The organism is Pseudonocardia xinjiangensis (assembly GCF_050948425.1).
GTDB classification, from domain to species: domain Bacteria; phylum Actinomycetota; class Actinomycetes; order Mycobacteriales; family Pseudonocardiaceae; genus Pseudonocardia; species Pseudonocardia xinjiangensis.
In genome coordinates this window covers 4,943,701-4,964,550 of the sequence record NZ_CP192009.1, presented here as the reverse complement: position 1 = coordinate 4,964,550, position 20,850 = coordinate 4,943,701, and the positions used below count along the sequence as shown (strand labels likewise).

Sequence of the window (20,850 nt, the reverse complement as noted above, 5' to 3'; positions counted from 1 at the left end):
ATGACCGCCCTGGTCGACATGGAGGGTGTCACCAAGTCCTTCGGTGGGGTTCCCGCCCTACGCGGCGTCGACTTCGATCTGCGCGCCGGTGAGGTCCACGCCCTCATGGGGGAGAACGGCGCCGGCAAGTCGACGCTGATGAAGGTGCTCGCCGGCGTCCACGCTCCGGACGCCGGCACCATCCGGATCGACGGGGAGCCGGTCACGGTGGCGTCCCCGATCGAGGCGGCCGCGCTGGGGATCGCGATCATCCACCAGGAGCTCAACACCGTTCCCGACATGACGGTGGCCGAGAACCTGGCGCTGGGCGCCGAACCGCGCACGCGCTGGGGCGGCCTCGACCGCAGGCGGGTGCTGCGCGACGCCACCGACAAGCTGGCCCGCGTCCGCGCTGACATCGACCCCCGGCTGCCGATGCGCCGGCTGTCCGTCGGCCGCCAGCAGATGGTCGAGATCGCCCGCGCCCTCGCCGAGGACGCTCGGATCCTCGTGCTCGACGAGCCCACCGCGGCGCTGTCGGATCGGGAGGCGCGGCAGCTCTTCAGCCTGATCGACGAGATGCGGGCCGCCGGGATGGGGCTGGTCTACATCAGCCACCGGATGGAGGAGGTCTGGCAGCTCGCCGACCGGGTCACCGTGTTCCGCGACGGCCGCTCGGTCGGCACCAGCGAGAAGGCCGACATCACTCCCGAGCGGGTGATCACCCAGATGATCGGGCGCAACGTCGAGGAGCTCTACGTCCACGACGACCGCACGGCAGGCGAGGTCGTGCTCCGCGTCCAGGGCCTGACCGACGGCGCCGGGATCGGGCCTGTCGACCTGCAGCTACGGGCCGGCGAGGTGGTCGGGATGGTCGGCCTGATCGGCGCGGGTCGCACCGAGATCGCCCGGATGATCTACGGCGCCGACCGCGCCCGGGGCGGCACCGTCGAGCTCGACGGCAAGCTCCTCGACAACCGATCCCCCGCCGCCAGCATCCGCGACGGCATCGGGCTGCTCCCCGAGAGCCGCAAGGAACAGGCGCTGTTCCCGCTGATGTCGATCCGCGACAACCTCGTGGCCGGCGCGCTCGGCAGGTTCTCCCGGCTCGGGGTGCTGCGCCGCCGCGCCATCGGGGACGCGGCCCGCCGCCAGATGGACGCCCTGGGCATCCGCACCGCGCCGTCGCAGGACGTGGGGCACCTGTCCGGCGGCAACCAGCAGAAGGTGGTGCTCGGCCGCTGGCTCACCGTCGGCCCGCGCGTGCTGATCCTCGACGAGCCCACCCGCGGCGTCGACATCGGCGCCAAGTACGAGATCTACCGGATCATCAACGAGCAGGTCGGGCGCGGCGTCGCCGTGCTCGTGGTCTCCTCCGACCTTCCCGAGGCGCTCGGCATCAGCGACCGGGTGCTGGTGGTGCGCGGCGGCCGGATCGTCGCCGAGCTCGACCGGCAGGAGGCCACCGAGGAGGCCGTGATGCTGCACGCCACCGGGGTGGCCGGGTCCGACACAGCGGCGAGCAGCTACCAGAACGGAGGCACCCCCGCATGACCCGGACCGTCCCGGCGGGCACGTCCGCGCTCGAGAGATCCGGGCGCACCCGGCCCGGCTTCGGCCAGATGTGGGACCGCTACGGCATCATCATCGTGCTGCTCGCAATGGTGGCCCTCATGGCGGTGATCGCGCCCAACTTCTGGAGCCTCAGCAACGGCTTCAACGTCGCCCGCGCCGTCTCGATCAATGCCGTGTTGGCCGCAGGAATGACGCTCGTGATCCTCACCGGCGGCATCGACCTGTCGGTCGGGTCGATCATCGGCGTTGCCGGGGTGACGTCCGTGCTGCTGTGGAACGGCGGCACGCCCGCCCTCGTCGCCGTGCTCGGCGGGATCCTGGTCGGTGCGGCCGCCGGGCTGCTCAACGGCCTGCTCGTGGCCTACCTTGCGCTGCCCGCGTTCATCGTGACGCTCGGGGCGCTCACCTACCTGCGCGGCACCGCCTACGCCCTCACCGACGGCCAGCCGTTGATCGCCGAGGGCCAGCTGGGCTTCCGCCTCCTCGGCAACGGCAACATCGCCGCGATCCCCTCGCCGGTGGTGGTCATGGTGATCACCTACCTGGCCGTGTGGTTCGTCCTCGAACGCACCACGTTCGGCCGACACGTCTACGCCGTGGGCGGCAACGTCGAGGCCGCTCGCCTCGCGGGCATCAAGGTCAAGCGCGTGCTGCTCAAGGTCTACCTGCTCGCCGGGCTCACGGCCGGTCTCGCCGGCGTCATGTTCGCCGCCCGCGTCGAGTCCGGCCAACCCCGCGCCGGTGAGGGCTACGAGCTCGACGCGATCGCCGCGGTCGTGCTCGGCGGCACCTCGCTCTTCGGCGGCCGCGGCCGGATCCACGGCACGTTCGTGGGCGCGCTCATCATCGGCGTCCTCAGCAACGGGCTCGTGTTGATGAACGTGCCGTTCTTCACCCAGCTCATCATCAAGGGCGTCGTGATCATCGTCGCCGTCGCCCTGGACAGCCTGAAGAACTGGCGCTCCTAGGACGCAGCGGAGCGGCGTCGCCCACGACGCGTTGTCGAGGGTTGTCCACCGGGTCGACCTGGACGCACAGCTGGTCGAGCTCTGCTGTCACCACCCAGGGCGCTGACCACGCGAACGTGCGGGTCAGCGGTGGTCTGGGCACCGCACCTACGAGTTCAGCCGGCGCTGCTGCTCACCGTTCCTGCCCTGGGACCAGCGGGTGGCGTGATCGACTCTTGCGCGCGGGCCCAGTGCAGCCACGCGAGGTAGGCGAACGCGGCGACCAACACGAAGTCCGCGACGTGCGCGACCAGCTCGATGCGCGGGATGCGGCTCGCCGGGAACGCCACGGCGCCGGCGGCGAGGAGCAGCGTCGCCCAGCGCGGCGTCCGCCGCGTGACCCACTGCAGACCGGCGAGCGCCAGCAGCGACAGCGGGAACGCGGGACCGGCCAGCCAGAGGATCACCTGCGCCTGCAGCGGGTACGCCGCGAACGCGTGCACCGAGTCGGCCTGCGAGACGTGGAAGGCGGCGTCGTAGAAGTCCCGCAGCCCGAACGAGACGCCTCCGAGCACGCCGTAGAGGAAGAACAGGAGCCACGCGGCCGACAGGCGCGGTGCCTGCCCGCGCAGCCGGTCGTACTCGCCCAGCAGGCCGAACGCCCACGGGACCAGCGACAACGCCGCCAGCGTCCCACCCGTGGCGCCGTGCTCCCCGTCCACCCAGAAGAACGTGGATGTCGCCATCATCACCGGTCCCAGCACCAGGCCCACCGCCTTGGCCCGCCGTACCACCATCACGTCCACGACCGCTCCTCTCGACGTCCGTCGGTCCGCTCCACGGTGGCGGCCGGAGCGGCCCGGTTCGTCAGCCCGAGGCGGTGTTCCGTCTACGCGAAAGGTGGACGTCAACCCGGACGTCCGGGGGCGACGTACCCCGACTCGTAGGCGCGGACGACGAGCTGCGCGCGGTCCCGGACGTCGAGCTTGGCGAGCACCCGACTCACGTGCGTCTTCGCGGTGGCCGGGCTGATCACCAGGTGTTCGGCGACCTCGTCGTTCGCGAGGCCCGTGACGAGCAGGTCGAGGACCTCGCGCTCGCGACCGGTCAGCCGGTGGACCGGCAGCGACGGCCGGCCGGTCGGCTGCGCCGCGGTGAAGCTCTCGATCAGCCGCCTGGTGACGACCGGGGAGAGCAACGCGTCACCGCGCACAACGGCGCGCAGGCCGGACACCAGCTCGGTCGGGTCGGTGTCCTTGAGCACGAAGCCGCTCGCGCCTGCCCGGAGCGCCCGGTACACGTACTCGTCCAGGTCGTAGGTCGTGAGGATCACGACGTGCACGTCGGTGAGGCGGAGCTCGCCGAGAATCCGCGCCGTGGCCGTCACGCCGTCGAGCACGGGCATGCGGATGTCCATGAGCACCAGGTCCGGGCGGTGCTCGACGGCGAGCCGGACGGCCTCCGCGCCGTCGGCGGCCTCCGCGACCACCTCGATGTCGTCCTCGTCGAGCATCGCGCGCAGGCCGGTGCGGATGAGCGGCTGGTCGTCCGCGAGCAGGACGCGGATCATGCCTGTCCCGTCATCGGCAGCCGGGCGCTGACCCGCACACCGCGCGGGCCGGCGGTGTCGACGTCCAGGTCCCCGCCGAGCGCCGCGGCGCGCTCCCGCATGGTGCGCAGGCCGTAGCCGTCGCGGGCGGCGTCGGCGGTGCCGCGGCCGTCGTCGCCGATCTCGACGATCAGACACGTCGGCTGCCGGCACAGCCGCACCCGGGCGGCGGTCGCGCCGGAGTGGCGCACGACGTTGGTCAGCGCCTCCTGCACGATTCGGTACGCGGCCGACTGCACGGTCGCGGGGAGATCGGTGAGTTCGCCGTCGACGGTGAGCTCGACCGCCGGCCCGGCGGCGCGCGTCCTGGCCAGCAGGTCCGCCAACCCGGCCAACGTCGGCGCCGGCTCCGCGCGCAGCACCCCGAGCGCGCTCCGGACCTCGGTGAGCGCCTCGCTCGCCGACGCGCGGATCGTGCGCAGCGCGTCGTCCACGACCTCGGGACGCTCGCGGCCCCGCACCGCGGCCGCCCCGGCCTGGATGCTGATCACCGACAGATGATGGGCCAGGACGTCGTGCAGCTCCCGCGCGATGCGCAGCCGCTCCTCGGCGACCTGGCGGGCCGCCTCCTGCTCCCGGGTGCGTTCCGCGGCGAGCGCCCGGTCCTCGAGCGCCTGCACGGATGCCCGCCGGGCCCTTGCCAACTCACCGCTGACGACGACGAGCGCGAGGACCGCCATGACCAGCGCCAGGTTCTCCCGTGGCTCGTTCCGGATGATCTCGACGGACCCGACGACCACCGGCACGAGCGCGACCGTCGTCCAGGAGACCTTGCGCGGCCCGTGCCCGGCAGCGGCGTACAGCGCGACGACGAACGGCAGCGGCTCCGGCCCCGGCGGATACCCGAGCAGGTAGTACGTGAGAGCGACCGCGGTAGTGCCCACCAGCACGAGCACCGGATGCGAGCGCCGCCACCACAGCACCCCGATGCCGGCGAGCAGGATCGCCCACCCACCGAGCAGCACCGGCGACCAGCCGGTGCCCCGCGGCCGGCTCAGCCAGCTCACGAGCACCACCAGCACGGCGAGCAGCCCGAGCCACACGATGTCGCCCCAGCGGCTTCGGCGGAAGGCCGCCAGCCGCTCGTAGACGTAGATCACACGGCGATCTTATGTAGGTGCACTTCGAGAAGGACCGGTGCGAACCCGACGGCGCTCAATGTCAGGCCTGCGGTGTCTCGTCCTGGGACCCGTGGCCCGGCTGTTTCTCCCCCTCACCGGCGCGCCATGGTGCCGGTGGGCCGCGCTCGACGTCGCACGGGGCGCGCGCCTGTGGGGCCCTGTTCCGCGGTTCACGCGTAGGCGGGCCCGCGCAGCGTCAGCCACGGCGGCTCCCGCCGCGAGCTGGTTGGTGTCGAGCTTGCGGGGCGGCCGGGTTGGTCGGCTTTGGCAACGGCGACTTCTCGGGTGTGGGTCGCACGCTCACCGTCGCCTGGTGACCGGCCCCGCGCCCCTGGCCCAATACTTCGTAGATAGCCTCGTTGCTTGCTGACGGGCACTGCTCGATGGTGGCTCGGCGGGTCCCGGCGCGAGTCAGCAAGCAGTCACGGCAACGGGCTCCAGGTACTTGTCCGGGCGGACGTCGGTGTAGGTACGGACCGGCACCGTGAGAGTCACCGATCCGGCGTCGCGGAACTCGAAGGTGACCGGGACGCGGAGGCCGCTCTGCAGAGTCTCTCGCAGCCCGGACAGCTCCAGGTGCGGTCCGGTCACCTCGCTGAGGACCGCGGTCGGACCGGGCGGCACGGGCACCTCCACGCGCGGATCCGGCGCGGCGTCGCCGTTCCGGAGAACGACCTGTGCAGCGACATCGGCGCCGGCCCCGATGAGCACGTCCTCGGTTTCGCCGTCGTTCGCGATGGTCAGGAGGAGCGCGGCGCTGTCTCCGGCGATGTGCATGCTGCCTCGCCCGCCGGGGGACGCGATGGCCACGCTGAGCAGCCGGAGCCGGCCCACCTGCCCGTCGACGGTGCCCAGCTCGGTCGTGGTCCGGTCGAGGTCTGGGCAGGCGGCCTGCCTCGAGCCGCATCCGGCGAGCAGCAGCAGGGTGAGCAGGATCGCCCCGACGACTCCGATGCGGTTCATGCCGACTCCCAACGATTGGGCTCGACTCGGTCTCGAGTCGGACACTGCGGGCTCGCGGAAACGGGGTCAGATGGTGATGAAGCCGGTCCACAGGCCGACGACGCCGGCGATACCGGCGGCCACGATGATTGCGCCTAGGGCCATCTCGGTGGCGGTGAACAGCCGGCGGCCCCGCTCGCTGCGCGCCTTGATGTACAGCAGCGTGGCCGGGGCGAGGATCACCGTGCACAGCAGCAGGTACTTCGGACCGGCGGCTTCGAAGAGGAACACCGTGTAGACGGTCGCGATCCCCGCGATGATCGTCTCCTTGCGGCGCGTCCGGACGTCTACGTTCTCGTAGGACTCGCCCGTGAGGCCGAGCTTCAGTGCGTATGCGGCGGCGAGGAAGTACGGGATCAGCGCCAGGCAGGTGGACAGGTCGAGCATGAAGTTCAGCGCGTCGGTGAGGACCAGCGTCGCGGCGAGGAGGCCCTGCACCGCCAGCGAGCTGACGACGAGAGCCGTGATCGGCGTCCCGTTCTCGTTCTCCTTGCTCAGGAAGGCCGGCAAGTCCTCATCGCGGGCCGGGATGTACATCACCTCGGCGGCCATCAGGGTCCAGGCAAGGTACGCGCCGAGAACGGAGACGATGACGGCCGCGCTGATGAACCAGGTGCCCCACGGGCCGACGACGGACTCGAACAGGCCGATCATCGAGGGCTGGCGGGTCGCGGCGATCGCCGGCTGTGGCAGCACCGAGTAGCTCGACAGCGTCACCAGCGCGAAGATCGACAGCACGCTCAGGAAGCCCACGACGGTGGCCTTGCCCACGTCCCTGCGCCTCTTGGCGTAGCGCGAATAGACGCTGGCGCCCTCGATACCGATGAAGACGAACGTCGTGATGATCATCGTGTTGCGTACCTGCTCGTTGAGTGAGCCGAGATCGCCGTAGCCGGTGGCGATCCAGTTGTCGGAGAAGACACCGGCGTCGAACGCCAGGAACAGCACAACGATGAAGACGATGATCGGAAGGATCTTGAGTACCGTCACGATCCGGTTGATCACGGCGGCGTCGCGGACCCCTCGCGCGATCAGATAGTGGAACAACCAGACACCGACAGTGGAGAGCGCCACCGCGAGGACGGTGCCGCCGTCGCCGAAGGCGGAGAAGAACCCGCCGAGGGTCGCGGTGATGAACACCCAGTAGAAGGTGTTGCCGGCGATCGTGCTCGCCCAGAAGCCGATTGCGGAGTTGAACCCGACGTAGTCACCGAAGCCGGCCTTGGCGTAGATGAAGACGCCGGAGTCCAGGTCGGGCCTGCGAATGGCGAGATTCTGGAACACGAAAGCGAGCATCAGCATGCCCGTCCCCGCAACCGCCCACGCGATCAGTGACCCGAGGATCCCGGTCGCCACGCCGAACCGCGCCGGTAGCGAGAACACGCCCGCGCCGACCATGCTGCCGACCACCATCGCGGTCAAGGTGGGCAGGCTCATCTTTCCCTGCGTGGCGACCGTGGTGTCGGCCCCTGGCTCGGCAACCGGGCGGTGCGTCTCGACCATCGTGGGTCACCTCCGCTGAACGAGCAGCTCAGAAGTCGACGGGGTCGCGGACGATCGGGCAGGTCATGCAGTGCCCCCCACCACGGCCGCGGCCCAGTTCCGCGCCGACGATCGTGACCACCTCGACGCCCGCCTTGCGCAGGACGGTGTTGGTGTGGGTGTTGCGGTCGTAGGCGAATACGACCCCGGGAGCCACGGCGACGACGTTGTTGCCGCTGTCCCACTGCTGGCGCTCGTTCGCGTAGCTGTTTCCACCGTTCTCCAGCACCCGCAGCTCGGACAGGCCCAGCGCGTCGGCAACGACCTCGGGAAAGGACCGCTTCTCCTCGGTGACCTCGACCGGCTCCTTGTCACCAGGCCGGAGGCTGAAGGTGTGGATGCCGTCGACGATGTCGCGGTAGGCCGTCGCCACGTCGCGGTCGGCGAAGGTGAACACCGTGTCCAGGTGCATCGCCGCCCGCAGCTTGGGCATGCCGGCGACGATCACACGGGTGGCGGCACCGTGCTCGAACAGCGCGGCAGCGAACTGCCCGATGGCCTGCCGGGACGTGCGCTCACTCATCCCGATGGCGACCGCACCATTGCCGATCGGCATGACGTCGCCACCCTCCATGGTGGCCAGGCCCCACGCGCGCTCGGGGTCGCCCCACCAGACTGCGGAGCCCACGAAGTCCGGGTGGAAGGTGTAGAGCGCCTTGTACAGCAAGGTCTCATCGTGTCGAGCGGGCCAGAACAGCGGGTTGAGGGTGACCCCTCCGTAGACCCAGCAGGTGGTGTCGCGGGTGAAGAGGGTGTTGGGCAGCGGCGGCATCAGATATTCGCGCACGCCGGTCGACTCCCGGGCGAGGGCGACGTAGCCGGGACGGAAGTCCTCGGGCAGGTCCGTCGTCGCCAACCCACCGATGAGGAACTCCGCCAGCCGCCGATCGGTCAGCCCCTCCAGAAACGCCCGGGTGGCGTCGACCAGACCCAGACCCACCTCGTTGGGGACGATCTTGCGGTCCAAGAGCCACGTCTTGGCCTCGGGAACGGCCATCGTCTCGGTCAACAGGTCGTGCAGCTCGACGACCTCGACCCCGCGGTCGCGCATCTTGTTGACGAAGTCGAAGTGGTCACGACGCGCGTTGTCGACCCACATGACGTCGTCGAAGAGCAGGTCGTCGCAGTTGCGAGGGGTCAGCCGGGAATGCGCCAGACCCGGGGCGCAGACCAGAACCTTGCGCAGCACGCCCACCTCGGAGTGCACCCCGTAGGAAGCCGAGGTGACGGGGGTGGCGGCGACGGTCGTGGTGCTCACGGTGATCCCCTCAGGAGGCGACAGGTGACCATTCGGCGCGGCGGCGCCGACCCGGACGCTGGATGCAGGCCTGAGATGCTGTGAATGCGGTCAGCGACGATGCGAGGACGGACTGTAGCGACCGGGCGAGCGATCGCATCACCCCGCAAGGATGAAGCGGGCGGCCGAGGCCCCCTCGCCGGGCGCGCAGGACTGCGGTACGCGCAGTCGGCGCAACCGCCCGGAGCCGCCCGGTCTGGCCGATCCGGCGAGACAACGGCATCGCGCTCGTATTCGCTGCGGTCGGCCGGTCGGCCGGTCGGCCGGTCAGCCGGTCAGTTCGGTACGGCGGGAGCGGGCCAGAACCAGCCCGCCGAGGACCGCGCCGACCAGCCCGAGCATCAGGGCCAGGGCGCCACCGGCTACTCCGTTGCCGGTGCCGAGACCACCGTCGGCGACGGCCAGGTTCACCGCGCCGTTGACCGCGCCGGTCAGCCCGGCCACCAGGGCCACGACGGCCCCTTTTCTCCCGCCGTTGCCGACACGGCGGCGGGAGCGGGCCAGCGCCGGCGCGCCGACGGCCACGCCGACCAGCGCCACCAGTGCAGCCACACTGGCCCAGATTCGCGCGGGTGTCCCGACGAAAGTGCCGACACCTTGGTTCGCGCATTCTGCCGGCGTTGTGCAAACGTGCTCGGCAGCGGTGGCGGCGAGCGCAAAAGAGACGGACATGATGTGCTCCTTCTTTTCCTGGCGATCGGACGTCGGGCTTGCACCATCGCCGGGTCAGCCCACCGGCGCACCTCTCGTCGCCATGAACGCCGGAACACCACCTCGTAGCGCCGACTCCCGTCCGTACAGGTGGACAGCCAGGATGGTCACCCAGATCCAGGGCGTCACGAGGAAGACCACTGCGATGGCATAGGGGTAGTTGCCAACGGCGGAGTTGACGGCGATCAGGGCTGCGAACGCGACCGGGACGGCGGCTCCGTAGAGGCCGTAGAACCAGGCCGATCCCCGGCGTCCGGTGGTGGCGAACTGCCTCGCGATCACCACGCTCGTTGCGATGAGGAGGAACGTGCTGGCCCCCCGCGAGGCGTTCTGGGCAGCCCCTTGCCAGGTGGTCTGCACCATCTCCGATGCGGCGCCGGGCGGGAAACCGGCCACCGGGTCCGCGGTGAGCGCGCCGCCGATCACGTACGCCACGCCGAACAGCCCGAGCAACCGCGGTCCCCACACCGCGCCTTGACCCGTCCGCAACACCCGTGCAGCCCCGACCGCGAACAGCACCGTGAGCATCCCGACCAGCAGCATGTTCGACTTGTGGACCCAGCCCAGGTCTCCGGCGGTCAGCGCCGTGAAACGGTGCCGGGTCAGGTCGAACCCGTCGCGGGTCAGCGCCTGGGCCATCGCCACGGTCACGTACACCGGGCCGGCCACGGCGCCGCACGCCAGCAGCGCCCGTGTCGGCAACGTCCGTCGCGCCATCATGTTCCCTCCGATCGGCGGCGTTTCACGGCACCGATCGTGGTCGCCGGGCCGGGTTCGTGCGTCGGACGGCGGATGTGTCTTCGCCCTGATCCACCGGATGTACGGTCGGCCGCCAGTGGTAGGCGTCCTCGCCCGTTTGCGGTAGCCCATGACCGAGTTGCACGACATTCGACCGAGAGGTCGTCCGCGCGAGGTCGAGCCGTAGTCGGTGGAAGGCCCGCGGCCGGCACCGAGATGCCGCCCTGCTGACACACCCCGCGGGCTGGGTCGATCTTGGCGAGGAGTTCGTACTCGGTCCCGAACCTGCCGCCCGTGGGTCCGGCTCTGGTGAAGATCCACGCGATTCGAGGACGGGACCTGTCAGGTTTAGGCGTCACGCTGTTGATGTGTACGAAACCGAACCGGAGCTCCAGGCCCTGCAAACCCTCATCGACACCTCGCGCGGACGCGCGACAGCGCACCTGCAGTCGATCATCACCGGCGAGCGAAGCCTGACCGCCGAGCAGCTGGTGGGTGTGCTCACCGGCATGTGCGTCCTCGTGCTCTCCACGGTCACCGCGAAGGGTGAGCCGCGCGTCAGTGCCGTCGACGGGCACCTGCTGCACGGCCGCTGGGTGTTCGGCACCAGCCCGGGAGCGGCGAAGGCGCGGCACCTGCGGGCGCGGCCCGCCGCGAGCGTCGCGCACCTACGTGGGGAGGATCTCGGTGTCTTCGTCCACGGTGTCGTCGAGAATCTCAACCCGGTGGACGGCCCCGGTCACCCCGACTGGCCGGCGACCCACGAGTACCTGCACGCGTTCTACGGCGGCGGGTCGTTCGACTGGTCCGACGTCGTCTACTACCGGCTCCGGCCGACGTGGATGACCGTCTACGCCGCCGACCCGGACCGGCTCCTCTCCGAGGCGGCTCGGGCGCCGGCTGATCGATGAGTTCCGGGTCATGCGGAGGTCACAGCCTGCAGGGCCGTCGGCGGCCTGGCGCGCCCGGACCCGAAGGAGACGCATGGCGAAGCTCATCTACTCGATGATCACCTCGCTCGACGGCTACGCCGAGGCGGCGGAGGGCGACCTCGGCACGGGCGCCGACGACCAGGAGGTGCACACCTTCGTCAACGACCTCTTCCGCCCCGTCGGCACGTACCTCTACGGCCGACGGATGTACGAGACGATGGTCTACTGGGAGACCGCGCACGCCGAGCCCGACCAGCCGCCGCACATCCTGCAGTACGCCCGCGACTGGCAGGCCGCGGAGAAGATCGTGTACTCCACGACGCTGGAGTCGGTGTCCAGCGCGAAGACCAGGATCGAGCGGACCTTCGACCCGGACGCGGTGCGCAAGCTCAAGGCCGAGGCTGATCACGACCTCACCGTCGACGGCCCGAACCTCGCGGCCCAGGCGATCGGGGCCGGCCTGGTGGACGAGTATCACCTGTTCATCACCACGAGCGTGGTCGGCGGCGGCAAGCGGTTCTTTCCTGACGGCGTGCGTCTCGATCTCGAGCTGGTGGAGGAGCGTGCCTTCGGCAGCGGGCTGATCTACGCGCGCTACCGGACCCGCTGAGCCGCGATCAGGAACACGAGGTCATGGGTCGTCGGGCCGGAGAAGCGACCGAGAAGAACTCGCGAACAATAGGCGCACTGCGGGGGCGAATCGCCCGGAGTGTGCTTGTCGACCGGCCAGGATTAACGACTGCCGGGACTGATCGTTGAGTGTGATCGAAGCCCTTCCATTGTGCCGTTTACCACTGGCGCCGCCCTGCCGGCTCTCGATCTCGTAGATTTGAGATCACATTTCTGGTCCGGCTGCTACACATCACAGGCAGATCACAGCTGGCAACGGGCCGATCATATTCTCGCGCGGGACGCCCAGAGGTTTCCGGCGTCGCCGCCCCCGCCAAGGAGACCCCATGCCAGCGTCGCGCTCCTCCGCGCCCCGACGTCTCGTCCGGCGTGCCGCCGCCACGACCCTCGTCCTGGCCGCGGCGGCCTTCGCCGGGCCGCTGACGCCGGGCCAGGCCCACGCCGGTGACAATCCCGCGAAAGCCACTGCGAAGGCCGCCACCTACTCGACCGGGACCGGCGGCGCGCTCGCGGTCGACGCCGCCCACGGCGTGCTGGCGGGAGACAGCGCGCAACTGCTGGTGCACTCCGATCCGCAGCACGGCTCGCTGCAGCTCAACCCCGACGGGTCGTTCAGATACGTCCCCGCCGCCGGGTTCACCGGCCACGACAGCTTCACCTACACGGTCAGCAATGCCGTCTCGCTCTACACCGACCACCTCCCGTCCCTGGGCAGCTACGGCAACGTGCAGCTGAACGCAGGCTCGTTCGGCTCCGCAGTGACGCCGGTGCCGGGCCACTCCGACGAGGTCTACGGACTCGAGGACCGCGGCCCCAACGCCGCCGCTGCGAACGGGGACGTCATCGAGCCGATCCCCGACTACGACCCGGCGATCGCCCTCTTCAAGCTCGATTCGGGCGGCCGGGCGACGCTGATCCGGGAGATCCCGCTCACCGACCACTCCGGTCATCCGTACTCGGGGCGGGTCAATACCGACAACCCGACGGGCGAGAAGACCGAGGACCTCAGCGGCCATGCCCTCGCGGCCGACCCGGACGGCTACGACCCCGAGGGTCTCGTCGCGCTGCCCGACGGCACGTTCTGGGTCTCGGACGAGTACGGCCCGTTCATCACGCACTTCGACGCCGGCGGCCGCACGCTCCAGCGCCTCTCGCCGAAGGACGGAACGCTTCCCGAGGAACTGCTCAACCGCGTGCCGAACCGCGGTATGGAGGGCCTGACCGTCACGCCGGACGGCAGGACCCTGGTCGGACTGATGCAGTCCGGGCTCCAGCAGCCCGACCTCGACGGACAGGACGCGACGGAGCTCGCGCCCACGCGGATCGTCACCTACGACCTGCAGACGCACGCCCTGCACGAGTACCTCTATCTGCTGCACGATCCGAAGTCGAACAAGACGGCCAACAGCGAGATCACCGCGCTGTCGAACACGACGTTCCTCGTCGACGAGCGCGACTCCAAGTTCCCGAAAGCGGACGGATACAAGCGGCTCTGGAAGATCGACCTGAGCGGTGCGACGGACGTCGGCCCGTCGGCGAACGTGCCCGGCGCGACCTACGACGCGTCGAAGGGCCTGCTCGTCGGCGGCAAGACGATCGAGGCCCTCTCGCTCACGGACGAGGCGAAGCCGCAGCCGACCGCGGACGCGCTGAAGACCTACCAGGGCGTCGGGATCAAGCCCGTCGCCGAGTCGCAGTACCTGGATCTGGACGGCCTGCTGGCGTCACTGGACCCGAACCCGGTCGACGGGTACAGCCGCTTCTTCTCCCACGACAAGGTCGAGGGCGTCGCCGCGCTGGACGGTGGCAAGACGCTGATCATCAGCAACGACAGCGACTTCGGCATCTCCGGTATCTCGGACGCGACGCCGAGGCCGCCGTACAACCTCGAGTCGAAGCTCAGCCCTGCGACCGACCAGCAGGACAACGGCGAGTACCTGCGCATCGACATGACCAAGCTGACCGGCAGCTCCGCGGCGACCAGCACGGCCACCGTGACGATCGACGTTGGCTGACGGTGGCCGACTGCGACGGGGATCGGTGGCACCGTGACGGGCCAGGGATCAGGTGGTGGACTGCCCCTGCGGCAGCAGGAGCTCCTGCCCCTCGGTGAGCCCGGAGACCACCTCGGTGTACTCGTCGCCGACGAGTCCCGCCTGGAACGGGGTCGGGACCGGCGCACCGTCCGGGCCCCGCACGTCGACGACCAGGCGGCCGGCGTCGGTGCGGGTGGCGGCGGACGGCGCCCGCAGCACGTTGTCCACGGACTGCACCATGACGTCGGCCAGTGCGGTCTGCCCGTCGCGCAGGCGGTCGTCGTTCTCGGTGAGCACGATCGTCGCGTAGTAGCGGACGACCCCCGTGGTGGAGTTCCCGGAGGGGGCGATGGCGAGCACCGTGGCCGGTGCCCGCAGGTCCGGGACCGCGTCGACGGTGATCTCGACCCGCTGGTTGGCGGCCACGCGCGCTGCGTCGGACTCCTCGAACGGCACGACGAGCTGGAACGAGTCGATGTTGTTCAGCACGATGAACGCGCCGCCGCCCGGAGCCGCCCCCGCGCCACCGCCGGCGCCTCCACCCGAGGTGGCGGCGATCTCCGGCAGGGCCGCGGAGCTGCCCGGCGCCAACGCCGTGGTCCCGGTCGCCGCCCCGACGTACTCGCCCTCCGCTCCGTTGACGGCCGAGACGACGGCCGCGACCGGAGCGCGAAGCACCGTGTTGTCGACGTCGCGCTGAGCGAGCGCCACCTGGGCCTCCGCGTCGCGGACCGCGGCCTCCTGAGCGGAGGTGTCGGCGGGCTTGTCGCTACCGGCGCTGTCGACCTCGTTCTTGGCCGTGACGACGCTCTGCCTGGCGTTCTCGATCGACAGCCGCCCCGCCGCCTCGTCGACGTTCTGCCGTTGCTCGGCGGTGTCCAGGGCCGTCTCCGAGGACAGGACCACGCGCTTGGCGTCCGTCACCGCCTGCTTGTCGGCCGGGATCCGGTCGCAGGCGGGGTTCGCCACGAGGCCGCCACTCTGGTTCGGTTGCGTGGTCGGCGCCGGAGATTCCGGTGTACTTCCCGTGCCGAGGAGTCCGGAGGATGCCTTGGTCGTAGTCTGGGTCGAGTTGGAGCTGGCGTCCTGCTGCTGCCCGCTGGGCTTAGAAGGCCCGGATCCGCAGGCCCTCTTGTCCGCCTCCAGCCGGTGCTCGGCCTGGTCGAGCACCTTCCGGTCGAACTCGAGCTGCTTCTCGGCCCGGTCCGTGGCGGAGTAGTTCGCGTTGTTCGTGGCCTCGGCCTGGTCCTCGGTGGCGTCGAGGATCTTCTCGGCCTGCTCCAGCGTCGCCTGGGCCGCCTCCACCGAGTTGCCGTTGCGGATCTTGGCCAGCTGCGCCTGCTGCTGGGCGAGCCCGGCGTGGCGCTGCTCGAGCGTCTGGCGCAGGGCGAAGTCGTCCAGGCGGGCCAGCACCTGGCCGGGTTCGACCCGGGTGCCGACGCCGACGAGGACCTCGGCGAGCTTCCCGGCCTGGGGAAAGCCGAGGTTCTGCTCGGTGATCGCCACCAGCGTGCCCGACGCCGACACGGACGTCGCGACCGTGCCCCGATCCACCCGCAGGGTGGGCGGAGGCGGTTGCTCTGCCGTGCACGCGGTTGCGCCGACCACCGCCAGCACGGCGACCGAGAGCGTCACCCGGGTGCGCCGCCGGGTCGTTCGGGACATGAGAGCTCCTGCCATGGTCACGTTCACTGGTAGCGGAGGGCCTCGATGGGGCGCAGCCGTGCCGCGCGGTTCGCCGGGTAGCCGCCGGCGACGAGGCCGATCAGCAAGCTGATCGAGAAGGAGAGGACCACCGAGCCGACGGACACCGACGGCGGTGGGAAGTCCGGGACGAGCTGGGGAAGCACCGCGGCGCCCGCGAGCGAGACGCCGACGCCGATCAGGATCCCGACCAGGCCGCCCAGCCCGCTCAGGAACATCGACTCGAGGAGGAACTGCTGGAGGATCGCCCGCCGACGGGCACCGATCGCCTTGCGGATGCCGATCTCCCGGGTCCGTTCGGTGACGGTGACCAGCATGATGTTCGCGACGCCGATGCTGCCGACGACGAGCGAGATGCCCGCGACGGCACCGGTGAACAGCGTCAGGAACGTGAGGAACTGCGAGGACTGGTCGAGCAGGCTCTGCAGCGCCTGCACGTTGAAGTCACGTTCGGCCGGCTCCCGGATGCCGTGCCGGGCGGAGAGGATGTTCGTGATCTGGTCGGTGGCTGCCGGCACCGTTGCCACGGAGTCGGCCCTGGCGATCATGCTGCTCAGGGTGTCGCCGCCGCCGAGGAGGTAGCTGCGTGCCGCCCCCAGCGGCATGATCGCCACGTCGTCCTGCTGGCCGCTGACTGCTGCGACCCCGATGACCCGGAAGATCGTGCGGCCGATCCGGATCTCCCGCCCCAGCGCGGCGGCCGCGTTGCCGTTGAAGAGCTCGGTGACCGGGTTCGGGCCGAGGATCACGACCTTGGCCTTCGTCCGGGCCTCCAACTCGGTGAAGTTCCGGCCGACCTGCAGGTCGCGGGCGTTGACCTCGAGATAGTCGGCGGTGGTGCCGGTGATCGACGTCCGGTACTGGCCGCCGCCCACGAGCTGGAGCAGCCCGGTGCCGCCGACGACCGGCGTGATCGACTCGACGTTCGGCGCCTTGGCCGAGTCCTGCAGTGCCTCGAGGTCGGCGTCGGTGAGGTCCCTGGCGCGTCCGCCGCTGGGCGCGCTGCCCTGGGTCGGGGTGACGGTGATCTGGGTGGCCAGCGATCCGAAGATGTCGTTGAAGCCGGACTGGATGCCGTTGCCGAGGGCGACGAGGATGATGACCGACGCCACGCCGATGACGATGCCGAGCGTGGTGAGTGCGGAGCGGAGCCGGTTCGCGCGGAGACCGCGCAGTGCGATTCGGGCCGTCTCGAGCAGGTTCACCGTTCGCCCCCGACTCCGCTGCCCACGCCGTTGCGGACGTCGCGCACGATCTTGCCGTCGCGCAGTTCGATCACCCGCTTGGCGAACCCGGCGACCTCGTTCTCGTGCGTGATCAGCACGACGGTGCGGCCCGTCTCGTTCAGCTCGACGAGCAGCCGCATGATCTCGACGGTGGATGCCGAGTCGAGGTTGCCCGTCGGCTCGTCGGCCAGGATCATCGCCGGATCGGTGACGAGGGCCCTCGCGATCGCGACGCGCTGCTGCTGGCCGCCGGAGAGCTCGTTGGGCATGTGGTTCTGGCGGTCGCCGAGCCCGACCCGCTCCAGCGCCGCGCGGGCGCGCGCCCGGCGACTGCGGCGGCCGACTCCGGCATAGATGAGCGGTAGCTCGACATTGCGTGCCGCGGACGTCCGCGCGATGAGGTTGAAGGACTGGAAGACGAACCCGATCTGCCGGTTGCGGATCTCGGCGAGCCGGTTCTCCCGGAGCTTGCTGACGTCGATCCCGTTCAGCATGTACGTGCCGGACGTCGGCACGTCCAGGCAGCCGAGGACGTTCATCATCGTGCTCTTGCCGGAACCGGACGGGCCCATGATCGCGACGAAGTCGCCTTCGTCGATGGTCAGGTCGACCGCGCTCAGCGCATGAACCTTGATCGGTCCTGTGCGGTAGAGCTTGGAGACGGCCTCGAGCTCGATCACGTTCCCCCCATCGTGGGAACGACCGAACCGTGGAAAGGCGTCCCGGTTACCCAAACGGCACAAAACCACCGGGGTTACTTGGTGATGTTCACCCGTCGGAGACGGCGTGGCGGACGTGCTGTGACGCTCAGTACGTCAGGTGGTCTGCGCGGCTGCCCCCTACCAGGTGAAACCCGTCGCCGCAGCGTGGGGGCGCCGGGATCGTGCCGCCGGCCGCACTCACAAGATCATGTGATGCAGAACACATCGATGCCGGCCATGGCCCTGCACCAGGTGTCAGCTCTCCCAGGCCGTCGAGTCGGGGCAGATGTTGAACTGGTCGACGGCGTCGATCGTGCGCTGGGCCTCCGGTCGCCCGAACCCGGCGTCGGCCATCGCCCGGGCCACCAGGTCGATCGCCTCCTCGCGCGTCATGTCCCGCGCCTTCCGCTCGCAGGCAGCGGTGGCGGCGGCGTGCGGCCCTCGGAAGAAGGGGATGCCCTCGACGGCGGTGAGGTAGCCGGAGTAGTCGGGGCCGTCCAGCGCGTGAGGTGCCAGTGGGCCGGCGGAGACACCACCGCCCCCGCACCCGGCCAGGAGAGCACCGAGGGCGAGGACGGGGAGCAGGCGCCGGAGATTCATCCGGAGATCTTCCCATTTGTCCGGTCCGGATGGCAGAAAAACAGGCGCTATCGTCGCGGGCATGCCGGACACGCAGTACGAGGACCTGCTCCGCCACGTGCTCGAGACGGGCGCGCGCAAGGCGGACCGCACCGGCACGGGCACGCGGTCGATCTTCGGTCACCAGCTGCGCTACCGGCTGTCCGACGGCTTCCCGCTGATCACGACGAAGAAGGTCCATTTCCGCTCGATCGCGTACGAGCTGCTGTGGTTCCTGCGTGGCGACGCCAATGTCACGTGGCTGCGGGACAACGGCGTCACGATCTGGGACGAATGGGCGGCGCCCGACGGTGATCTCGGCCCGATCTACGGCGTGCAGTGGCGGTCGTGGCCGACCCCGGACGGCGGGCACGTCGACCAGATCAGCGAGGTGCTGCGCACGCTGCGGGAGAACCCCGACTCCCGGCGGATGATCGTGTCCGCGTGGAACGTCGCCGACATCCCGCGGATGGCGCTGCCGCCGTGCCACGCGTTCTTCCAGTTCTACGTCGCCGACGGGTTGCTCTCCTGCCAGCTGTACCAGCGCAGCGCGGACCTGTTCCTCGGCGTGCCGTTCAACGTCGCGAGCTACGCGCTGCTGACGCACATGGTCGCCGAGCAGGTGGGCCTCGGCGTCGGGGACTTCATATGGACCGGAGGCGACTGCCACCTCTACGACAACCACGAGGACCAGGTCCGCACCCAGCTCGCACGCGAGGCGCGGCCGTTCCCCACGCTGAGCCTGAAGCCGGCGGAGAGCCTGTTCGACTACACCTACGAGCACATCGCGCTTGCCGGTTATGACCCGCACCCCGGCATCAAGGCCCCGGTGGCGGTGTGATCGGGCTCGTCTGGGCACAGTCGGCGAACGGCGTCATCGGCCGCGACGCCACGCTGCCGTGGCGCCTGCCCGAGGACCTGACGCACTTCCGTTCCCTCACCACGGGCGCGACCGTGCTCATGGGCCGCCGCACGTGGGAGTCGCTGCCGCCGCGGTTCCGGCCCCTGCCGGGCAGGCGCAATCTCGTGCTGTCGCGCACGCCGCAGGAGGGCGTGGAAACCTTCCCCGACCCGCAGCAGGCACTCGCCGCGGTATCCGGGGACGCGTGGGTGATCGGCGGCGCCGCGGTGTACCGGGCAGCGCTGCCGTTCGCGGACCGGATCGTGGTCACCGAGATCCGGGAGCTGTTCGACGGTGACACGCACGCACCGGACGTGGGGCGCCCGCCGGACTCCGTCGGGACGTGGCAGGAGTCGTCGACCGGGCTGCACTACCGGTTCCTGACCTGGGGCTGAGATCAGCGCCGGGGCGCTCACCGCAAAGGGCGGACCATGGCGACGCCGAGCGGACCGCGGCCCTTGCCCTCCACGACGAAGCCGGCCCGGGTGTAGAGCCGGACCGCGGGGTTGTGGATGTGGACGTTGAGGGCCAGCCGGTCGTAGCCGTGGTGGGCAGCGCGGGTGGCGAGTGCGTCGAGCAGGCAACGCCCGACGCCGTGGCCGCGGGCGGCGGGCGTCACGGCGACGACGAGCTCGGGTACCGGCGTGCCGTCGGGTGTCACGACCAGCAGGGGTTCCCGGAAGTGCCACCATGCCGCACCGACGGGATGACCGCCGTGGTCGAGCGCCAGGACACTGGTGTCCGGTGCCGGGGGTAGGCCTTGCGCCAGCGTCGGATCGTCGGCCGGGGGCAGCGGTCGGCCCTCGACCGCCGAGGCGAGTCGGGCCATCTCGACGATGAACGCCGCGTCGGACGGCTCGCCCGTTCGAACCCGCACGGCGAAGACCGTACAGCCGACTCACCACCGCTAGCGTCGGGAGAGAGGCAGCCGGACGGCCCGTGGAAGCGGCATCGGGACGGGTTGGGCCTGGAACGACTGGATCATCAGCGCGGCGAAGCGACGCGAAGCCGCCACCCTCGTCTCGGGTGACTCGGTGCGGATGCCGTCGTTCGCCATCAGCGCCAGGCTCATGTCCTCCAGTACGAAGTCGCTCCGCAGGGCGCCCGCTTCCTTCGCACGCCGGACCAGGTGGAGCAGCAGGCGCAGTGTGCGATCGCGGTCGGCGGCGAAGCCCGCGGCGTCGGGGAGCTGCGAGGCGAAGGCGCGGGCGAAGCCTCGGTCGAGGACGTGCACCTCCATCAGCTTCTCGAGTACCAGGCAGAACCCATCCCACGGGTCGGCCGCCGCGAGGCCCTCCTCCACGATCGTCGAGCACAGGGTCAGCTGCTCGGCGAAGGCTTCGGCCAGCAGTGCTTCCTTGGTCGGGAAATGCCGGTAGACGGTGGCGACGCCGACCTCGGCCCGCCGGGCGATCTCCCGGATCGGCACGTCGAGACCTTCGGCGGCGAAGGCTGCGCGAGCGACCACGAGGATGCGCAGGCGGTTGTCGCGGGCGTCCGAGCGGAGCGTCGCTACCACTTGGGTCGTCACCGCTCTCACTTTAGGTAAACGGACGGGGTGCTTCGCTTACGGTCCGGCGC

21 protein-coding genes are annotated in these 20,850 nt (G+C 70.3%); 7 read left to right on the top strand and 14 right to left on the bottom strand.

Translation table 11 applies throughout. The annotated features are described in order from the left end of the window. Both ACQPZA_RS23355 and ACQPZA_RS23350 read left to right on the top strand, forming a co-directional pair. Positions 1-1,533 carry a sugar ABC transporter ATP-binding protein gene (locus ACQPZA_RS23355; protein ID WP_433273752.1) on the top strand — a complete coding sequence of 511 codons (1,533 nt, stop codon included), beginning with the start codon at positions 1-3 and terminating at the stop codon, positions 1,531-1,533. After that, positions 1,530-2,522 carry an ABC transporter permease subunit gene (locus tag ACQPZA_RS23350; protein WP_433273750.1) on the top strand — a complete coding sequence of 331 codons (993 nt, stop codon included), beginning with the start codon at positions 1,530-1,532 and terminating at the stop codon, positions 2,520-2,522. Before ACQPZA_RS23355 ends, ACQPZA_RS23350 begins: the two co-directional genes overlap by 4 nt. A 155-nt stretch (positions 2,523-2,677) precedes the next feature. Here the strand turns inward: ACQPZA_RS23350 and ACQPZA_RS23345 are convergent, their stop codons facing one another. The 8 genes from ACQPZA_RS23345 to ACQPZA_RS23310 all read right to left on the bottom strand — a co-directional run bounded on the left by ACQPZA_RS23345 (position 2,678) and on the right by ACQPZA_RS23310 (position 10,503). After that, a complete protein-coding gene (locus ACQPZA_RS23345) occupies positions 2,678-3,307 on the bottom strand; it encodes a hypothetical protein (RefSeq protein WP_433273748.1) in 630 nt (209 codons plus the stop codon). Between the two features lie 101 nt (positions 3,308-3,408). Continuing rightward, positions 3,409-4,071, bottom strand: a complete 663-nt coding sequence (locus ACQPZA_RS23340; protein ID WP_433273746.1) for a response regulator — start codon at positions 4,069-4,071, stop codon at positions 3,409-3,411. Continuing rightward, complete coding sequence (locus ACQPZA_RS23335; protein ID WP_433273744.1) at positions 4,068-5,210, bottom strand: sensor histidine kinase; 1,143 nt, start codon at positions 5,208-5,210, stop codon at positions 4,068-4,070. The genes ACQPZA_RS23340 and ACQPZA_RS23335 overlap by 4 nt, the downstream gene beginning before the upstream one ends. Positions 5,211-5,642: 432 nt before the next feature. After that, a complete protein-coding gene (locus ACQPZA_RS23330) occupies positions 5,643-6,194 on the bottom strand; it encodes a copper chaperone PCu(A)C (protein ID WP_433273742.1) in 552 nt (183 codons plus the stop codon). Between the two features lie 66 nt (positions 6,195-6,260). Further along, positions 6,261-7,736, bottom strand: a complete 1,476-nt coding sequence (locus ACQPZA_RS23325; protein WP_433273740.1) for a basic amino acid/polyamine antiporter — start codon at positions 7,734-7,736, stop codon at positions 6,261-6,263. Between the two features lie 28 nt (positions 7,737-7,764). After that, the gene (locus ACQPZA_RS23320; RefSeq protein WP_433273738.1) at positions 7,765-9,033 is read right to left on the bottom strand and encodes an arginine deiminase; all 1,269 of its coding nucleotides are present in this window, start codon (positions 9,031-9,033) and stop codon (positions 7,765-7,767) included. A 306-nt stretch (positions 9,034-9,339) separates the two neighbouring features. After that, a complete protein-coding gene (locus tag ACQPZA_RS23315; protein WP_433273736.1) occupies positions 9,340-9,744 on the bottom strand; it encodes a DUF6223 family protein in 405 nt (134 codons plus the stop codon). A 54-nt stretch (positions 9,745-9,798) separates the two neighbouring features. Continuing rightward, complete coding sequence (locus ACQPZA_RS23310; protein WP_433273734.1) at positions 9,799-10,503, bottom strand: DUF998 domain-containing protein; 705 nt, start codon at positions 10,501-10,503, stop codon at positions 9,799-9,801. A 386-nt stretch (positions 10,504-10,889) separates the two neighbouring features. On the opposite strand from ACQPZA_RS23310, the gene ACQPZA_RS23305 reads away from it, so the two are divergent. The 3 genes from ACQPZA_RS23305 to ACQPZA_RS23295 all read left to right on the top strand — a co-directional run bounded on the left by ACQPZA_RS23305 (position 10,890) and on the right by ACQPZA_RS23295 (position 14,098). Further along, on the top strand, positions 10,890-11,432 hold the full coding sequence (locus ACQPZA_RS23305; RefSeq protein ID WP_169393682.1) for a pyridoxamine 5'-phosphate oxidase family protein: 543 nt from the start codon (positions 10,890-10,892) through the stop codon (positions 11,430-11,432). Positions 11,433-11,505: 73 nt separating this feature from the next. Further along, positions 11,506-12,063: a dihydrofolate reductase family protein gene (locus ACQPZA_RS23300; RefSeq protein WP_433273732.1), complete on the top strand. Its 558-nt coding sequence runs from the start codon at positions 11,506-11,508 to the stop codon at positions 12,061-12,063. A gap of 346 nt (positions 12,064-12,409) precedes the next feature. Further along, entirely contained in the window at positions 12,410-14,098 is a 1,689-nt protein-coding gene (locus ACQPZA_RS23295; RefSeq protein ID WP_433273730.1) for an esterase-like activity of phytase family protein, read from the top strand. Between the two features lie 48 nt (positions 14,099-14,146). On the opposite strand, the gene ACQPZA_RS23290 is transcribed toward ACQPZA_RS23295, so the two are convergent. From ACQPZA_RS23290 to ACQPZA_RS23275, 4 genes are all read right to left on the bottom strand, one after another. Then, positions 14,147-15,784: an HlyD family efflux transporter periplasmic adaptor subunit gene (locus ACQPZA_RS23290; protein WP_433273728.1), complete on the bottom strand. Its 1,638-nt coding sequence runs from the start codon at positions 15,782-15,784 to the stop codon at positions 14,147-14,149. Between the two features lie 23 nt (positions 15,785-15,807). After that, positions 15,808-17,028: an ABC transporter permease gene (locus ACQPZA_RS23285; protein ID WP_433273726.1), complete on the bottom strand. Its 1,221-nt coding sequence runs from the start codon at positions 17,026-17,028 to the stop codon at positions 15,808-15,810. Next, complete coding sequence (locus tag ACQPZA_RS23280) at positions 17,025-17,729, bottom strand: ABC transporter ATP-binding protein (protein WP_433273724.1); 705 nt, start codon at positions 17,727-17,729, stop codon at positions 17,025-17,027. Before ACQPZA_RS23280 ends, ACQPZA_RS23285 begins: the two co-directional genes overlap by 4 nt. 276 nt (positions 17,730-18,005) lie before the next feature. Next, on the bottom strand, positions 18,006-18,350 hold the full coding sequence (locus ACQPZA_RS23275) for a hypothetical protein (RefSeq protein WP_169393674.1): 345 nt from the start codon (positions 18,348-18,350) through the stop codon (positions 18,006-18,008). 61 nt (positions 18,351-18,411) lie between these two features. Between ACQPZA_RS23275 and ACQPZA_RS23270 the strand changes: the two genes are divergently transcribed. Both ACQPZA_RS23270 and ACQPZA_RS23265 read left to right on the top strand, forming a co-directional pair. Next, positions 18,412-19,209 carry a thymidylate synthase gene (locus tag ACQPZA_RS23270; RefSeq protein ID WP_433273722.1) on the top strand — a complete coding sequence of 266 codons (798 nt, stop codon included), beginning with the start codon at positions 18,412-18,414 and terminating at the stop codon, positions 19,207-19,209. Continuing rightward, positions 19,206-19,664: a dihydrofolate reductase gene (locus ACQPZA_RS23265; RefSeq protein ID WP_433273720.1), complete on the top strand. Its 459-nt coding sequence runs from the start codon at positions 19,206-19,208 to the stop codon at positions 19,662-19,664. Before ACQPZA_RS23270 ends, ACQPZA_RS23265 begins: the two co-directional genes overlap by 4 nt. Before the next feature lie 17 nt (positions 19,665-19,681). Here ACQPZA_RS23265 and ACQPZA_RS23260 read toward each other — a convergent pair whose 3' ends face one another. Then, entirely contained in the window at positions 19,682-20,146 is a 465-nt protein-coding gene (locus ACQPZA_RS23260) for an N-acetyltransferase family protein (RefSeq protein WP_433273718.1), read from the bottom strand. A gap of 30 nt (positions 20,147-20,176) precedes the next feature. Continuing rightward, entirely contained in the window at positions 20,177-20,800 is a 624-nt protein-coding gene (locus ACQPZA_RS23255) for a TetR/AcrR family transcriptional regulator (RefSeq protein ID WP_433273716.1), read from the bottom strand. Between the last annotated feature and the right edge of the window lie 50 nt (positions 20,801-20,850).